This window comes from uncultured Ruminococcus sp. (assembly GCF_946415235.1).
Taxonomy (GTDB): domain Bacteria; phylum Bacillota; class Clostridia; order Oscillospirales; family Ruminococcaceae; genus Ruminococcus.
The window spans coordinates 68,197-84,198 of the sequence record NZ_CAMKRR010000003.1; the positions used below are offsets into that span (position 1 = coordinate 68,197).

Consider the following 16,002-nt stretch of genomic DNA (forward strand, 5'->3'; position numbering starts at 1 on the left):
TCTTTCGGCATTAACTCTCATTCGGACATAATTATCCGAACGGATTTCAAATGCTTTTATATCATACCATACTTTAAAAGAAAATGCAAGCTTTTTTAAGAAAAAATTTCATTATCGGCACAAAAAATTCCTGTACGTCGTATTTTTTCAGCTTCAAAACGGATATTACTGAATTTTTTTAAAGATTCAACAAAAAGTGTCGGATTCAGATTGGTCTGTGTGCCTGCTGGGAGTCTCATAACTACATTAACGGAGCTATCGCCTTTTTCGCAGCTTTTTATATTGATATCGGGTTTGATATCGACCATTTTCAGACCTTTTTTGGTCTTCTTTTCAATAAGTATCTCGGGCAGTGCGAGCATTCTGCCAATATCCTCATAGATCCCGTCAATATCATCGGATACTAATGAAAAACTGTATTCTGCTTCGGTTATAGCTGTTATTTTCTGTTTCTGCTCAGCAACTTTGACTATCCTCATTCCCTCGGGCATGACTGCATTTAGTCTGTCTCTGATCTCATCAAAAGGGATATCCTCGTTCAGGTTGAAATCCAGTATCTCACAGCTGCTTTCAAATCCCAGTGAAAGCGCAAGTGCAAAACTGTAGTAAGGATGGGGATTGAAGCCCTCGGTGTACCATATAGGCAGGCGTGACCGCCTGAATGTACGCAGCATACAGCGGTTAAGATCAAGGTGTGAGATATACTTTGCGCGTCCACACTTCTCAAATGTAGCTCTTACACGTATCAAAAGCATTCCCTCCCGACTTTTTTATTTACTCCGCAGCCTGAGCATCTCAGTCGGCAGTTAGGCGTAGTCTTTGACTGATGTGCGGTCTTGTTCTCTCTTATCAGGAACTCCTTTGAGACAAGATAATCAAGGTGATCCCAAGGAAGTATCTCATCATATTCAAATCGCCTGTTAGCATAAAAAGCTGTGTCTATGCCGCATTCCCGAAAAGCCTCAAACCACCTGTCAAAATGAAAATATTCTTCCCAGCTGTCGAATTTACAGCCTTTCTTCCATGCTGTGTAAATCGCCTTGCACAACCTTCTGTCACCTTTTGCGAGTATTACTTCGAGCTGGCTGACATCGGGATTGTGATAGCTCACCTTGATCTTCTTGGTCTTTACAGACTCAAGGAGCAGCTCCTGCTTGTGTTCGATCATCTCGCGGGTATCCTGCGGTTCAAACTGAAATGGCGTAAAAGGCTTCGGAACAAATGTAGCACAGCTTATGGATATCTGAACACCTTTTCCCTTCGGACGATTCTCTATACTGTAAAACAGGTCTATTATGCGGTTCGCAAGCTCGGCGATACCAACGATATCTTCATCAGTTTCCGTTGGCAGTCCCATCATGAAATACAGCTTTACGCTTGAATATCCGCCTTCAAAAGCGATACGGCAGGTATTCATTATCTCCTCTTCGCTTACATTTTTGTTGATAACGTCGCGTAAGCGCTGAGTTCCGCCCTCTGCGGCAAATGTCAGACCGCTTTTACGCACCTTTTTTATCTTTTCAAGGAGAGATTCCGAAAAATTGTCTACTCTCAGGGACGGGAGCGAAAGATTTATCCTTTCGCTGACCGTATAATCAAGGAGCTTTGTAAGCATCGGATCTATCTCCGAATGGTCGCTGGTACTGAGAGATGCGAGCGAGACCTCGTCATATCCCGTATTTTCACAGAGACATTTTACTTCTTTGCATATCGTATCGGTATGCTTCTCACGAAACGGACGATATATAAAGCCTGCCTGACAAAAACGGCAGCCTCTTATACATCCCCTGAGCACTTCAACAGATACTCTGTCCTGTACTATTTCCGTGAAAGGAACAACAAAGTTTTCGGGATAATACACTTTGTCAAGATCTCTGATTATACGCTTTCTGATAATTTCTGGAGCTCCCTCGGAAACTTCCATATGATCTATCGTACCGTCGTCTTTATAAACAAAGCTGTAGAACTTCGGAACGTAAACTCCCTCGATCTGAGCAGCTTTGCGAAGATAATCGTCTCTTGACGCACCGTTTTTCTTCATTTCATGGTACAGATCCATGAGTTCAAGATTGACTTCCTCGCCTTCGCCGAGCACAAAAATATCAAAAAAGTCTGCCAAAGGCTCGGGATTGCAGACACACGGACCGCCTGCAATAACGATCTGTGTGAGCTCCTGTGTCCTGTCCTTTGCAAATATCGGTATCCCTGCCAGATCGAGCATATTCAGCACATTCGTGTACGAAAGCTCATACTGCATGGTAAATCCGATAAAATCAAAATCCTTTATAGGATCAAGGCTCTCAAGAGCGTACAGCGGGATATTGTTTTCGCGCATTATTGCTTCAAAATCCTCACTCGGAGCGAAGCACCGTTCACACCAGTAGTTTTCACGCTCGTTTGTGAGAGAATAAAGTATTTTCATTCCGAGATGCGACATGCCTATATCGTACGCATCTGGGAAGCAAAAGGCAAATCTCAGTTCCACCTTCGACTTATCCTTTATTATACTTCCGACTTCTCCGCCGATATAGCGCGATGGCTTCTGGACCTCCAGAAGGTGCTTCTCTATCTGATCTTTTAGCATATTTCCTCCGACTAATATCAATATCTTTTATCTTCGGGGATAAAAGATATAAAATTTTCGTAGTACCCTGTCCAGCCGTCAGGGACGAAATTCTCAAAATTCTCCGGTCTCGGATACTGAGAATACATTATGTTATTATCAAAATCAATGAAAAGCGACGGTGTATAGTCAGTTTTTCTGTCATCGCGCGATACCATGCGAAGCAGTCTCAACTCATCCACCGAATATCTGCACTTGAACAGGTGAGCCAGGAAAAAGCTTACGGTATTGCTGTCAAGCACCTCTATTCCCCACCGTTTGGCGCAGAACTGCTCATAGCTGCCGATATCGTTCTCAAGCTCGGAAACCGTTTTACCACTCTTCGAATATGCGAATCTCCATATCATATAGAGCTTCTTATAATCCATTTTCCATAGATTTTTCGGAGCGACGTACCATTCAAAATGTCTCCTGTACATTACTCCTGCAATTATATTTTCACCTTTAAGGGGCAAAACCTTCGCTATCTGATCTATCATCTGCGGAAAGCTCCTTTTCAAAACATATCATATCACATAACTGTACACCCGCTTCAATTATCGGGTGATCATAATTATCAATAAAAAAGTTTTTGATAACTCCATATCTTCTAAAGCCGCATTTCTCATAAAAAGGAACAGTCAGCGGACTGTCCCCTGTCCCGAGTATCAATCGTCTGTATTCGTTTCCGAATCTTTCCACGATATATGAGATAAGTCTTTTCCCGAGGCCTTGGTGCTGAAATTCGGGGTATACCGCAATATTCTTCAATTCAAGAGTTCCGTCCGACTCATCCGTAACAATACAGGCAGCACATACCGTCCTGTTATTCTTCATGACGAATAATCTGCCTCTGTCAAGGTATTTTTCTATCATTTCTTCCTGTTCATCGCCCATAAGAAGCAGATCAATATATTCACGCCTGCCCGATACGACCTCATCAACGGTTATCATTTCATGCTTTCCTCGCAAAAACGTTTCGGAAGGAAATCTGACAGCTTATATTCGCCGTCGGAAAGGACTATCCTCATATCGTTTCCGCAGAATTCACTCATCACCTGCAAACAGGCTCCGCAGGGAAAACAGGGCTTTGAAAAATCATCTGTACCGCTGCCTGCTATGGCTATAGCTGAAAAATCCGTATAGCCTTCTGATACAGCCTTAAAAAATGCGGTCCTCTCGGCACAGTTCGTCAGTGAAAACGAGGCATTTTCAATGTTACAGCCTGTGAAAAGCTTTCTGTCAGCTGTAAGCAGCGCCGCTCCGACTGAAAATCCCGAATACTTTGAATATGATCTCTCGGCAGCCTTTACAGCAGCCTGAAAGAGTTCCTCATTGCTCACAAGCTCACCTTCCCTTTCCGACTTTACGCTTTTTGCCGTCAGGCGTCATAATATAGGTATGTTCGAGCTGAGCCGCAAGATTACCCGTAACAGCTCGTCTGTATTCATTTCTGAGTTCGGTCTGTTCAGCCTTCTCTTCTTCTGTAAGACCTTCTGCCTTGGCTTTATGTGCAAGTTCATTTATACGGTCGATCTTTTTCTGGTCCAAATCCAACACTCCCAATAAAAATATATTTTTATTGTAACATGAATTCATATTAATTTCAAGTATCATACTGGATTTTTATTTCCCAATGTGATATAATAAATGCAATACTTTTATTATATTTGATCTGAACGCCCCAGCAGATACGCAAATCAAAGATTTGCTCCCTGCAATCCGGCGATTATATCATAACGCTTCGCTTATATGATATAATACAGAATAAATCTTTTCTTTTAAGGAGTAAATCATGAAAAAAGCACTTGTAACAGGCGGATGTGGCGGAATAGGCGAAGCTGTCTGCAAAAAGCTTGCAAATGACGGATATACCGTATATGTCAACTATGCTCATTCTAAAGAAAGGGCTGAAAAGATCGCATCAGAGATCGGCGGAAAAGCTGTATTCTTCGATGTATCAGACAGCACATCTGTTCGCTCGGCACTAAAGGACATAGGCTTTGTCGGTCTGCTCGTCAATAACGCCGGAATATCGGAGATAGACCTGTTTACCTCTATTTCAGACGAAAAAGCCGACGATATACTCAATATAAACCTTAAAGGCGCTATGAACTGTGCAAGGGCTCTCCTGCCTGAGATGATAAAAGCAAAAAGCGGAAATATCATCAATATATCTTCCATGTGGGGGCAGTGCGGAGCTTCCTGCGAGGTCGATTATTCGGCTTCAAAAGCAGGTCTTATCGGATTTACAAAAGCCATCGCAAAGGAAGTTGCTCCTTCGGGCATAAGAGTAAACTGCATAGCTCCGGGATTTATAATGACCGAAATGAACAAGCGCTTTACAGCAGAAGAGCTTGAAATGATACGCGAAGATATCCCTCTCGGTATCTTCGGGACTCCCGATCATGTAGCTGAAGCCGTATCGTTTATGGCATCTGACAGATCGGAATATATAACAGGACAGATACTGGCAGTTAACGGCGGAATGGTTATTTAAGGAGATGGCTATATGAAAGAAAGGCTCAAAAAACAGATATATTTTATACTTGAGATAGACAAAATGAAAAATTTATACAGGCAGACCTATGTTCTTAACGATGACAGAAAAGAAAACGACGCAGAACACAGCTGGCATCTTGCCATAATGGCTTTTATGCTGTCCGAATACTCAAATCATACGATAGATGTCCTTAAAGTCATGAAAATGGTACTTATACACGACATTGTTGAAATTGATGCAGGAGACACCTACTGCTACGACGAAAAAGGCAACTCAACCAAAGCAGAACGCGAGGAAACAGCTGCACAGCGTATTTTCGGACTGCTTCCCGAGGATCAGCGTGATGAATATTATATGCTTTGGCGTGAATTCGAGGACAGTAAGTCAAATGAAGCGAGATTTGCCGCTGTACTTGACAGACTTCAGCCGCTTATGCTGAACTATACCAAAAAGGGCATATCATGGAAAGAGCATGGTATTTACAAGGAACAGGTCATAAACAGGAATAAGGAGTATTTTTCACAGTCTGACGAGATAGCCGAGCTTATATTATCGCTGATCGACGATGCTGCTCAAAAAGGATGGCTGAAAACATAAAACTGCATAATGCACAAATTTAATGTCTTATTACAGTATACTATTACTAAACCGCTGAATTTCGTGAATAAACGATGATAATTTTATCCATAACTTGAATTTCAGGATTTATTATGATATATTTATAATGTAATTAATAATAAGAATACCTATAATAATTCTTTGAGCGAAGGATGATCATTGATGAAAAAAAGGTCAGCAATCAGTGCTGAAAAGGCTGTTATGCCCGACGTTAATTCAATTAAAGAAGCAACAAATGCAGAAGAAAAAGTCAAAAAAGTTCATTTCAAAAGGATCAAGCAGTTAAACGAGAAAAGAAATGAAAATACATCCAAGTATCCGAAATTCAATACCTTTCTTCTTTTTATTTTCCCTGTTTTCATATGCTTCATGGCAGAGGTCAATCAGGGGAAATACTTTTCATCTTTTTTTAAATTCGCAGCGGAAAGGCCGACTGTTATCCTCTTTGACATTCTTATTACTGCGGTTTTATTTGCTTTTCTGCTTTCCTTATTCAAAAAAGGCTGGATAGCAATACTGGTACACAGCTTCATATACATGGCTCTGAGTACGACCGAGCTGTTCAAATACGGTACGAACGGAAATCATCTCATATTGTCGGATATGAAGCTGCTCAGAAGTGTAAAAAGCCTTACCTCATTTGCATATATTAAAATCACGCCGCGACTTATAATCTATTACATCATTGTTATCGCATTTATCCTGCTCTCGGTATATTTCAATCCGAAGCTGAAATCGGCACCTATGAAACGCGTTGCTTTTGCCTGTGCATCCGTCATATCTATAGCAGCGCTGATCGTTCTCCCTTCCTTTTATAAGCCTGTTTACAAGATCTTTGCTGTAGACACGAAAAGCGCAACGAACTCATTTATACTGAACGAAAAATTTGTACACAATCGCTTTATTGCCTTCCTTATACAGACCGCAACGGAAAGCTATTCAAACCGTCTCATCGTTCCCAGAGATTACAGTGAAGCCTATATCGATGAAATAATGAATGTAGCTGTTGACGATCAGGAGGATTTCAACGGCGGCAAAAAACCGAACGTTATTGTGATAATGAGCGAATCAAATGCTGATTTCCGAGTATTTGACGAATTAAACATAGATAAAAAATACTATAAAAAATTCGACAAAGCCGTTGCGGAGGGTAAAGGCGGCATTGCTATTACCCCTACATATGCAAGCTGGACAGTCCGCTCAGAGTTTGAGCTTCTATTCGGTCTGCCTGTCAGAGGTATAAACACTCCGAATATGCCTCAGCGTGAGCTTGCAGACCGTGAACAGCCCGCTCTTGCTCAGTATTATAAAAGCTGGGGATACAATACTATCTATGTTCACCCGTTCCAGAACAATTTCTACAGCAGATCAAAGATCTACGGTCATTTCGGATTCAAAAAAATGATATATCACGATGATTATGAACATACTACGGATTTTACCGTACCTGTTAAGCATTTCGGAACATATGTGGACGACGCGACCGTTTTTGACCAGATAATCAAAGAGATAAAAATATCCGATCAGCCGATATATCTTCACACAACGACTATGCAGAACCATCAGCCGTATAATCAAGGTGAAGATCCCGAAGATGAATTCACAAATTATCTGACATGGATAAGCCATTCATACGATGGCCTTGACGTATTCCTCAAGGAACTGAAAACTATCAATGAACCTGTACTCGTTTTCTTTGTAGGAGATCATTTCCCATCGCTCCGCGGAGAAACGAGCGTTTATAATCAGCTTGGTCTCAACGGCGAAAACTGCAAGGACCTTTATAAGCAGAAGTACTTCTTCTGGAGCAATTACAATGCCGACTTTTCGTGTATCCCCGATCACGAGATCTCTTTCTTCTATATACCTTATGTGATATTCAATATCATAGATGCTCCGAGAGATGCTTTTATTGAAAAAATGAACGGCTTTATGGATAAACTTCCTGTTTATTCGGATGAATACAACAGTTCTACGCCAAGAGACGATGAACTTGACATTCTTACTATTGACAGAGTTGTTATGGAAGAATATTCTCCATCTCCGATCCCGGATGATGAGATCACGACTCAGGATTAAGGAGCACATGGTATGAAAGAACTTGAATTAGGTATAACAGGCACATCAGAGCTTACCGTCAGCGACAAAAACCTTGCTGTAAATGTTGGAAGCGGCGGACTTGAAGTATTCTCCACACCGGATATGATCACGCTGATGGAAAAAGCTGCCTGCAGCTGCATATCCGAATACCTTGAAAACGACGAGACTTCTGTCGGAACAGAAATAAATGTAAAGCATATCTCAGCTACCCCGAACAAAATGAAGGTATGTGCGGAAGCCGAGCTTACGGAAGTAAACGGCAGAGAGCTTGTCTTTTCGGTTAAAGCATATGACGAAGCCAGAGATATCGGTGAGGGCATACATAAACGCTTTATAGTTTACGGAGAAAAATTTATCTCCAAAGCCAATTCAAAATTAAAGTTAAAGTAATAAAAAAGCATATTATGCTCGCTAATGCGAACAAATGGGAAAGCACCGTTGGTATAAATCTCAACGGTGCTTTTTGATATCAAAATATCCCTGCCAATCCGGCATCAGCAGCAACCGCCGCAGATGCTTCTCAGAAGCTCGCAAAGCGACTGAAACCAGTTATTGCAGCACATGAAGCATTGCCCCCTTCCTCTTATGTAGGATAAGGTTATTATAGCAGATTTCTGCTGTGCTTTCAATGCAAAAATACTGGAAGAAAAGGCAGATTTTTGATATTAACGCTCTTTATCTTATACTTCACTTTTTACATGATTGGTCTTTTAAATCAGTATCATACAGTCATTTCTCCGAGCTTTTCCAGCGTATCATCAAGTATTTCACGTCTGAGACCGGTAAGCCATTCCGAAAAAAACACTTTATCAAAAGCATATGTCTTATTAAGCTCCTTTTCGTTTTCCGACCATGTGTCCAGCGGCGATTCATTATGCTGTATCAGAGCTTCAAGCTTGTCAAGTGCGTTATAAAGCTTTGCTTCCTTTGTCTCTTTCTTATCCATCTCACTGAAAAGCATTGAAAGCTCCTCAGATACCTCAGACGGGAGTTTATCTACCCATTTTTTCAGTAAAACCTCCTCCTCAGCCCTGTCTGAATCAGTTTTATCAAATGTTGGGATATCACCTGTAAAGCATTCTCCGAGATCATGTATCAGGCACATTTCAATTACTTTGCTCATATCTATATCCGTAAATTCATGCTTTAACAAAAAAGCCATCAATGATACACGCCAGCTGTGTTCTGCAACACTTTCCGTTCTTCCTTTGGAAGTTGTGCAGTGTCTCGGTGTATCCTTCAGTCTTTCTGCAACGTGTAAAATTTCAAGGTATTCTCTTGCGTTCATAGTGTATTCCTCGCTGTTTTTCTCAATAAATATCATAGCACCCCTGATAATATATCAAGGGTGCTTTTTCGTTTTATCGTTTTACAAAGTATTCCTCATACCATACAAGGAAAGTATATATAGTCCATACCTTGCGCCAGTTATCTGAGTTTCCGCCCACATAATCGTCGAATATGGCATTTATCTCGTCAAGATCAAAGAACTGAGCTGCCATGTCACTTCTGAATTTATTACGTACATCAGCGTTATAGCGTTCATCAGCGAGCCATATCCTTATTGGAACAATAAACCCGAGCTTCTTTCTGAATGCTATCTCATCGGGAAGTACCTTAGCAGCTGCTGTTCTGAATGCTACCTTGTTCGTCTCATCGTTTACCTTGTACTTTGACGGCATACGTGAAGCTATATCAAATATCCTGCGGTCTGTAAGGGGCATTCTTATCTCAAGGCCGCAGGCTGTGCTCATTTTATCGACATTGAGGTAAATATCTCCTTCAAGCCAGATCTGGATATCTACATCTGACATCTTCGTAAGCGGGTCTAAGCCTTCGGTTTCGTCATAAATATATTTAACAAGATTTATCGGGAGCACATTCGGATCGTAATGCTTAAGTATCCTCAGCTTTTCGTCCTCTTTCATTATATTGGTGTTTCCGACATAGAAAGTCTTGAGATTTTCGCCGTAGCGCTCGGCATTGCGGTACATATTGTATCCGCCGAAGAATTCGTCGGCGCCCTCGCCCGAATAACAAAGTTTTGTATGCTCGGCAGTCGCCTTGCAGCCCAGTGTAAATACGATCGCGGAAGCATCTCCGAGAGGCTGCTCCATATTATACATTACGAACGGAACTATATCAAAGAAATCCTTTGGCTGTATATTTGCCACACTGTGCTCGACATTAAGAAGCTCCGCAGTCTTTGAGGCGATTCGTGATTCATCAAACCTTTCTTCGTCATATCCGCATGAATCTGCTCTTTTAGCATCGGACATCGCAAGAACGTACGAAGAATCAACTCCTCCCGACAAGAAGGACTCGGCAACCTCATTGTCATCCTTCACTTCGGGGAAAATACTCTTTAATGTTTCATGTATCTCGTCAGCCCATTCATCAAGTGATTTTGAATCATCAGGCTTGAATGTGGGTGTCCAGTAGCGTCCGATGTTCAATACGCCGTCCCTGAATTCAAGCCAGTGACCGGGCATGAGCTTTTTAACGCCCTTAAAGAATGTGTCTTCTCCCGCAACATAAGTCAGAGTCATATATATCTGGAGCATATCAACATTGAGCTCCTTGGCAAAACCTTCCTGACCGATGATCCTGCTTATGTTTGTTCCGCACAGAAGCCTGTTATCCTTTGTAATGTAATAATAAAACGGTTTTGTTCCGAAATGGTCTCTGAGGCAGAAATACTTATTTTCATCGGTATCGAAAAGGGCAAATGCAAACATTCCGTAAATATGGTCTGCCATTTCCCTCCCCCATTTTTTATATGCCCCGATGATAATTTCATTTTCTCTTTCTTCGCGTGAAAGACAGGAATCTATGCTGAGTTCACTGCAAAGTTCATGCCAATTGCGTATATGTCCTCTGTAATCGCAGATATTGATCAATTAATTTCACCTCTTGATTAGTGTATATCGGTTATTGAGTTCGCATTATATTATAATATTTCTTCCGAGTTAAGGGGGCGTTTCATTAGTGCACCGAGAGCAAGTCTCACATCGCCTCCGTTGAACAGCACCTCGTTAAGCTGTTCTGTGATAGGCATTGACACATTCATTTTCTTTGCCAGTGAACAAGCCGCCTTACAGCAGAAATATCCTTCTACGGTGCCCACACGCTCGACAGCTTCCTCGGGTGACACGCCCTGTCCAATAAGGATACCTGCACGTCTGTTGCGGCTGTGCATACTTGTACAGGTAACTATCAGATCGCCGATGCCCGTAAGTCCGCTGAATGTTGCTGCATCAGCTCCGCAGGCCTTGCCAAGACGAGCTATCTCATGGATACCTCTCGTCATTAAAGCAGCCTTTGTGTTATCGCCGTAGCCGAGTCCGTCGCATATTCCCACGCAAAGAGCGATGATATTCTTCAAAGCACCGCCTATTTCGCAGCCTTTAACGTCATCATTAAGATATATCCTGAGATATTCGTTGCCGAATTCACGCTGAACATACTCGGCAGCCTCATGGTTATGAGAAGCTGCAACTATCGTAGTCGGAACACATCTTGCCACCTCTTCCGCGTGAGAAGGACCTGAAAGCACGACCATTTTGTCAGTTTTTATCTCTTCACATATCACTTCACTGAGAGTTTTAAGGCTTCCCTCTTCAAGGCCCTTTCCTGTATTTACAACTACCATTTTATCGTCAACATACGGAGCTGCCGCTTTCGCAACATCCCTGACAAATGATGAAGGGATACCGAAAAGCAGCATATCGCAGCCTTTTACGCATGAAATATCGCTTGTCATAGCAATACTCTCCGATACAGGAACTCCGGGAAGCTTCTGAACGTGTTCTCCGTGCGAGCGGATATCATCTATCTCAGACTGAAACTTAGACCATACTGTTACCTTATGCTTACCACAGTGTTCAGCCATTATTGCAAGACTGAGACCAAATCCGCCCGAACCAAGTATAACTATATTTGCCATACCGATAAACTCCTCTCAATATATCAGTCTCTGCTTATTTCTATGTGATGGAATGAGAATTTATTCTCATTCCCGTCGATAAGCCTCTGAATATTTGAGCGATGCATCCAGATAACTATCGCTGCCATTGGTATCGACAGCAGCATATACAGAAAACTCCTGCCAACAGTATATTCGTCAACTACAAGCGACATGAGCAGAGTCGCAAGAGGACAGTATGCAGTTGAAATAATGGACGAAAGTGAAACATACTTTGAAATTGCAAGCATGACAACAAATATCGCAAGAAGTGCAATGAATACTTTGTAATCTATAGCAATAAATGAAGCAGCGCCGACAAGAACGCCCTTTCCGCCCTTAAATCCGTAATATATCGGGAAAATATGACCAATTATCGCAAAAAAGCCAGCTATGTATCCTATGTAATGGGTATCATTTCCCGGCATAAGCCCTGCCTGTAAAAGATGACAGAAAAATCTTGCAAGCACAACGGCTATAATGCCTTTCAAAAGGTCTCCGATGAGGGTAAGCAGGGCACAGTTTTTGCCTGCACATCTGAATGTATTGGTAAGTCCCGCGTTTTTGCTGCCCATGTCACGAATATCTCTTCCTGTCATCATTCTGACAACAATTATGGAGAAATTAAGACTTCCGAGAAAATAACCGAGACCCGCACTGATAAGTATTGCAAAAAACACCTTCATTATTTATCATTCCCTCCTCTTTCACGAACTATGAAACGAACAGGAGTTCCTTCAAGTCCGAATGTAGAGCGTATTTGGTTTTCAATATATCTTCTGTATGAAAAATGGAACAGATCAGCTCTGTTGACAAACGTAACAAATGTCGGAGGCTTTGTGGACGGCTGAGTCATATAGTATATCTTCAGCCTCCTTCCCTTATCCGACGGCGGCTGGACTCTTGTAGTCGCATATGCAAGAACATCGTTCAGCATACCTGTTGAGATCCTCATACTGTTCTGCTCAAAGGTATATTTGATAAGTTCATAAAGCTTGTTGATACGCTGTCCTGTCTTTGCGGAAATAAAAACAAAAGGGACATATGACATAAAACTGAAATCGTTTTCGAGCTTTGTTCTGAATTCCTGCATGGTCTTATCGTCTTTCTCAACAAGATCCCACTTATTTACAGCTACAACACAGGCTTTTCCCTGTTCATGAGCATATCCTGCAACCTTTGAATCCTGTTCGGTAAATCCTTCTGTTGCGTCAAGCATTATAACACACACATCAGCTCGGTCAACCGCCATATAAGCCCTGAGAACGCTGAAATGCTCGACCTTTTCGGTCACCTTTGATTTCTTTCGTATACCTGCCGTATCAATAAAAACGAATTTACCGTATTCGTTTTCGATGACCGTATCCGTTGAATCACGGGTAGTTCCTGCGATATCGGAAACAATAACGCGCTCCTCTCCTGCTATTTTATTGATAAGAGAGGATTTTCCCGCATTCGGCTTTCCTATGACAGCAACTTTTATGTGATCCTCGTCATATTCGGTATCTTCACTGTCAGGAAGGCTTTCATAGACCTTGTCCAGCATATCTCCCGTACCGTGACCGTGTACAGACGATATGGGATACGGATCGCCCAGTCCGAGATTATAGAACTCATATAATTCCAAGGGCGGATCTCCGAGATTATCTACCTTATTTACTGCAAGTACAACAGGTTTTCCACTTTTCAGAAGCATCTGTGCAACTGCATAATCATCAGCCGTAACACCGCAGCGTATATCTGTAACAAAAACGATAACGTCTGCTTTTTCAATAGCAAGCTCGGACTGTCTCCTCATCTGTGCAAGTATAACATCGTTACTGTCAGGCTCGATACCTCCTGTATCAACTACCATGAACTCCTTGCCGCGCCACTCGCATTTTGAGTAAATACGGTCTCTTGTAACACCGGGAGTGTCTTCAACAATTGAGAGCCGCTGTCCGATAAGCTTGTTAAAAAGCGTTGATTTACCAACATTCGGACGTCCGATAACAGCAACTATCGGTAAAGCCATTTCCGCATCTCCTTTCTTCCGATAAAATAGAAATATCTATAAAAAAAACATATTGTTTCTTATTTTCAAGGTCAATATTATAATCCGATCTTTTCAGTATGAGATCCCCATTATTGCATCAAGGAGCTCATATCCGTCACTTGGCGTCGTTCTTATTTCCACGTTGAGAGCTTTCTCAACGTCCTCTATAGTTAGATCGTCAAGGAAAACGTCAGAATCGCGCCTTATCATAGCCTGTGATAGCAGCAGATTATCTCCGAGATCATTGCCTTTAAGCTGCGCTATAAGGTCCTGAGCCGTTATCAGCCCCGTAACAGTGATAGTTTCTCCGAAAAAATCGTTTCTTATCCTGTATACATCGCACTTCAGCAAAGGGAACCTGTCCTCAGCCATTTTTGCCAGCATATTTATAGTTCCGTGAGCAGAATAACCTGTAGCAATGGATACATGGCGCTCTTCGCCTTCCCATTCAGCCATATCAAGTGCTTTTTCAAATTCGTCAATAAGCGAACGAAGCATTCCGACTCCGTTTTCATACTGTGAAAAATCCTCATAGGCTTCCATTGGCGGAAGCTCTCTTTCCGCTATGAGATAGAACTCGTCCGATGGAAAAACAGTTCTTGTCCCGAATTTTTTGAGGAATTTCTGCTGAAATTCTTCAATTATATCAATAGTCTCCCCTGCACCTTTTTTATCAAAGCTTTCAAGGGGGTAAAGTCCCTGACGGAATTTGGTGACTCCAACAGGCACAACCGCCATACTTGTGATATTTGGCATAAGCTCACCAAGATCTCTGAGAGACCTCCTCAGCTCGTCTCCGTCATTGAGCCCCGGACAGCAAACTATCTGACAATTGAGCTTTATGCCGTTTTCGGCAAGCTGTCTGATAAATTTAAGCTTTTCGCCCGCAAAACGGTTATGCATCATTTTGACTCTGAGCTCGGGATTTGTCGTATGCACAGAAACATTGATATTGAGCTTCATTTCGATAATACGGTCGATATCTTCCTGTTTCATATTGGTAAGAGTTACATAATTCCCCTGTAAAAAAGATAATCTTGCATCATCATCTTTGAAATACAGCGTTTCTCTCATACCGGGCGGCATCTGATCAATAAAGCAGAAAACGCATTTATTGCTGCATGACTGCTTCTGATCCATAAGAAAAGTCTCGAATTCAAGCCCGAGGTCATCGTATTCATCCTTTTTTATCTCAATAACCAAAGGAGCGTCATCACGTTCAAGCTCGAGAGCAATATCCGTATCGGCAGCATAATACATATAGTCAAGGACATCCTTTATGTCATGACCATTTATTTTAACGAGAGTATCGCCGTTTTTTACTCCCGCTCTTTCAGCAGGAGAGCCATGCATAATGCCGTTGATCTTAACCATATATCTTCTCCAAAAAACTTAAAAAGGAGAGAAGGTTCATTCCTCCTCTCCTTCTCTTTTATCGGATCAAGCCAATTATTCAGCGTCGATCTTAAGGACCTCAACGCCCTTATAGAATCCGCAGTTTTTGCAAACCTTATGCGGAGCCTTATATGCGCCGCAGTTGTCACACTTTGACATTGCGGGTGCTTCAAGCTTCCATACTGCTGAACGTCTCTTATCACGTCTTGCCTTGGAAGTTTTTCTCTTCGGTACAGCCATTCTGGCACCTCCTTACAGAGCTTCACAGCTCAGATTAATTTAGATGATCGCACTGTTTTTCATTAAGATCGCAGCCGCATACCGCACACATTCCCCTACAGTCATCCCTGCAGAGTATCTTTGTCGGAAGGCTGAGAAGTATATCATTCAGTGCAATTTCATTCAGATCAATGCTCTCACCGTCTGCAACTATATAATCATCGTTATCATCATTGCTGACATAAGGAACAACAATATGGTCGAACGAAAGGTCATACTCCCTTGTGAACTCCTTCAGGCATCTGTCACAGTTAAGAAGAAGCCTGAACACGACAGAGTAATCAAGATAGACAACACCTGCCCTGTTATGGAGCTTACCGCTGAGCTCAACAGCCGAATCAAAGGAATAGCCTTTTACATCACTGAACTCCTCGGCAGGGATCTCATAAGAAAAATCTTTTTTCTCACCGACAATACTGAATATCTGTTTTAAATTGATCTTCATATCATAATCCTTCAGAGCACTATAAAATATATTATACACCAAACGCTATAATCTGTCAATA

Annotated in this window: 18 protein-coding genes; 4 read left to right on the forward strand and 14 right to left on the reverse strand. The window is 41.9% G+C overall.

The genetic code is table 11. The features are described 5' to 3' along the window. Nucleotides 1-95 precede the first annotated feature (95 nt). From Q0R37_RS01565 to Q0R37_RS01590, 6 genes are read right to left on the reverse strand one after another with little or no spacing between them, the layout of a single operon-like run. Nucleotides 96-749 (reverse strand): TIGR03936 family radical SAM-associated protein, encoded by a 654-nt coding sequence (locus Q0R37_RS01565; protein WP_294750387.1) that lies wholly within the window; start codon nt 747-749, stop codon nt 96-98. Next, nucleotides 746-2,584, reverse strand: a complete 1,839-nt coding sequence (locus Q0R37_RS01570; protein ID WP_294750389.1) for a TIGR03960 family B12-binding radical SAM protein — start codon at nt 2,582-2,584, stop codon at nt 746-748. Before Q0R37_RS01570 ends, Q0R37_RS01565 begins: the two co-directional genes overlap by 4 nt. A 17-nt stretch (nt 2,585-2,601) precedes the next feature. Continuing rightward, nucleotides 2,602-3,102, reverse strand: coding sequence for a hypothetical protein (locus Q0R37_RS01575; RefSeq protein WP_294750391.1), 501 nt, complete (start codon nt 3,100-3,102; stop codon nt 2,602-2,604). Next, entirely contained in the window at nt 3,068-3,556 is a 489-nt protein-coding gene (locus tag Q0R37_RS01580) for a GNAT family N-acetyltransferase (RefSeq protein ID WP_294750392.1), read from the reverse strand. The genes Q0R37_RS01575 and Q0R37_RS01580 overlap by 35 nt, the downstream gene beginning before the upstream one ends. Beyond that, entirely contained in the window at nt 3,553-3,945 is a 393-nt protein-coding gene (locus Q0R37_RS01585; protein WP_294750394.1) for a cytidine deaminase, read from the reverse strand. Before Q0R37_RS01585 ends, Q0R37_RS01580 begins: the two co-directional genes overlap by 4 nt. A gap of 4 nt (nt 3,946-3,949) precedes the next feature. After that, the gene (locus Q0R37_RS01590; protein ID WP_294750396.1) at nt 3,950-4,153 is read right to left on the reverse strand and encodes a DUF896 domain-containing protein; all 204 of its coding nucleotides are present in this window, start codon (nt 4,151-4,153) and stop codon (nt 3,950-3,952) included. A 244-nt stretch (nt 4,154-4,397) separates the two neighbouring features. Between Q0R37_RS01590 and fabG the strand changes: the two genes are divergently transcribed. The 4 genes from fabG to Q0R37_RS01610 all read left to right on the forward strand — a co-directional run bounded on the left by fabG (nt 4,398) and on the right by Q0R37_RS01610 (nt 8,213). After that, nucleotides 4,398-5,102 (forward strand): 3-oxoacyl-ACP reductase FabG, encoded by a 705-nt coding sequence (gene fabG, locus Q0R37_RS01595; protein ID WP_294750398.1) that lies wholly within the window; start codon nt 4,398-4,400, stop codon nt 5,100-5,102. Nucleotides 5,103-5,114: 12 nt separating this feature from the next. Then, nucleotides 5,115-5,702, forward strand: a complete 588-nt coding sequence (locus Q0R37_RS01600; protein ID WP_294750399.1) for an HD family hydrolase — start codon at nt 5,115-5,117, stop codon at nt 5,700-5,702. A gap of 183 nt (nt 5,703-5,885) precedes the next feature. Next, a complete protein-coding gene (locus Q0R37_RS01605; RefSeq protein ID WP_294750401.1) occupies nt 5,886-7,802 on the forward strand; it encodes an alkaline phosphatase family protein in 1,917 nt (638 codons plus the stop codon). A gap of 12 nt (nt 7,803-7,814) precedes the next feature. After that, nucleotides 7,815-8,213, forward strand: coding sequence for a thioesterase family protein (locus Q0R37_RS01610; RefSeq protein ID WP_294750403.1), 399 nt, complete (start codon nt 7,815-7,817; stop codon nt 8,211-8,213). 331 nt (nt 8,214-8,544) lie between these two features. Here Q0R37_RS01610 and Q0R37_RS01615 read toward each other — a convergent pair whose 3' ends face one another. The 8 genes from Q0R37_RS01615 to Q0R37_RS01650 all read right to left on the reverse strand — a co-directional run bounded on the left by Q0R37_RS01615 (nt 8,545) and on the right by Q0R37_RS01650 (nt 15,941). Beyond that, nucleotides 8,545-9,147: an HD domain-containing protein gene (locus Q0R37_RS01615; RefSeq protein WP_366517389.1), complete on the reverse strand. Its 603-nt coding sequence runs from the start codon at nt 9,145-9,147 to the stop codon at nt 8,545-8,547. 37 nt (nt 9,148-9,184) lie between these two features. After that, entirely contained in the window at nt 9,185-10,723 is a 1,539-nt protein-coding gene (locus Q0R37_RS01620; RefSeq protein WP_294750405.1) for an asparagine synthase-related protein, read from the reverse strand. Between the two features lie 50 nt (nt 10,724-10,773). After that, nucleotides 10,774-11,769, reverse strand: a complete 996-nt coding sequence (locus tag Q0R37_RS01625) for an NAD(P)H-dependent glycerol-3-phosphate dehydrogenase (RefSeq protein WP_294750407.1) — start codon at nt 11,767-11,769, stop codon at nt 10,774-10,776. Nucleotides 11,770-11,792: 23 nt separating this feature from the next. Continuing rightward, a complete protein-coding gene (gene plsY, locus Q0R37_RS01630) occupies nt 11,793-12,473 on the reverse strand; it encodes a glycerol-3-phosphate 1-O-acyltransferase PlsY (RefSeq protein ID WP_294750409.1) in 681 nt (226 codons plus the stop codon). Further along, nucleotides 12,473-13,801 (reverse strand): ribosome biogenesis GTPase Der, encoded by a 1,329-nt coding sequence (der, locus tag Q0R37_RS01635; protein WP_294750411.1) that lies wholly within the window; start codon nt 13,799-13,801, stop codon nt 12,473-12,475. The genes plsY and der overlap by 1 nt, the downstream gene beginning before the upstream one ends. A gap of 93 nt (nt 13,802-13,894) precedes the next feature. Then, the gene (locus Q0R37_RS01640; protein ID WP_294750413.1) at nt 13,895-15,196 is read right to left on the reverse strand and encodes a DUF512 domain-containing protein; all 1,302 of its coding nucleotides are present in this window, start codon (nt 15,194-15,196) and stop codon (nt 13,895-13,897) included. 75 nt (nt 15,197-15,271) lie between these two features. Further along, nucleotides 15,272-15,457, reverse strand: a complete 186-nt coding sequence (rpmF, locus tag Q0R37_RS01645) for a 50S ribosomal protein L32 (RefSeq protein WP_019678749.1) — start codon at nt 15,455-15,457, stop codon at nt 15,272-15,274. Between the two features lie 34 nt (nt 15,458-15,491). Then, nucleotides 15,492-15,941, reverse strand: coding sequence for a DUF177 domain-containing protein (locus tag Q0R37_RS01650; RefSeq protein ID WP_294750414.1), 450 nt, complete (start codon nt 15,939-15,941; stop codon nt 15,492-15,494). Nucleotides 15,942-16,002 lie beyond the last annotated feature (61 nt).

Bases quoted from the DNA above. Each gene is read 5' to 3' on its own strand.
- rpmF (WP_019678749.1), bottom strand. From the start codon at position 15,457: ATGGCTGTACCGAAGAGAAAAACTTCCAAGGCAAGACGTGATAAGAGA.
- Q0R37_RS01615 (WP_366517389.1), bottom strand. From the start codon at position 9,147: ATGATATTTATTGAGAAAAACAGCGAGGAATACACTATGAACGCAAGA.
- fabG (WP_294750398.1), top strand. From the start codon at position 4,398: ATGAAAAAAGCACTTGTAACAGGCGGATGTGGCGGAATAGGCGAAGCT.
- Q0R37_RS01600 (WP_294750399.1), top strand. From the start codon at position 5,115: ATGAAAGAAAGGCTCAAAAAACAGATATATTTTATACTTGAGATAGAC.
- Q0R37_RS01575 (WP_294750391.1), bottom strand. From the start codon at position 3,102: ATGATAGATCAGATAGCGAAGGTTTTGCCCCTTAAAGGTGAAAATATA.
- Q0R37_RS01605 (WP_294750401.1), top strand. From the start codon at position 5,886: ATGAAAAAAAGGTCAGCAATCAGTGCTGAAAAGGCTGTTATGCCCGAC.
- Q0R37_RS01650 (WP_294750414.1), bottom strand. From the start codon at position 15,941: ATGAAGATCAATTTAAAACAGATATTCAGTATTGTCGGTGAGAAAAAA.
- plsY (WP_294750409.1), bottom strand. From the start codon at position 12,473: ATGAAGGTGTTTTTTGCAATACTTATCAGTGCGGGTCTCGGTTATTTT.
- Q0R37_RS01610 (WP_294750403.1), top strand. From the start codon at position 7,815: ATGAAAGAACTTGAATTAGGTATAACAGGCACATCAGAGCTTACCGTC.
- Q0R37_RS01625 (WP_294750407.1), bottom strand. From the start codon at position 11,769: ATGGCAAATATAGTTATACTTGGTTCGGGCGGATTTGGTCTCAGTCTT.
- Q0R37_RS01640 (WP_294750413.1), bottom strand. From the start codon at position 15,196: ATGGTTAAGATCAACGGCATTATGCATGGCTCTCCTGCTGAAAGAGCG.
- Q0R37_RS01570 (WP_294750389.1), bottom strand. From the start codon at position 2,584: ATGCTAAAAGATCAGATAGAGAAGCACCTTCTGGAGGTCCAGAAGCCA.
- der (WP_294750411.1), bottom strand. From the start codon at position 13,801: ATGGCTTTACCGATAGTTGCTGTTATCGGACGTCCGAATGTTGGTAAA.
- Q0R37_RS01580 (WP_294750392.1), bottom strand. From the start codon at position 3,556: ATGATAACCGTTGATGAGGTCGTATCGGGCAGGCGTGAATATATTGAT.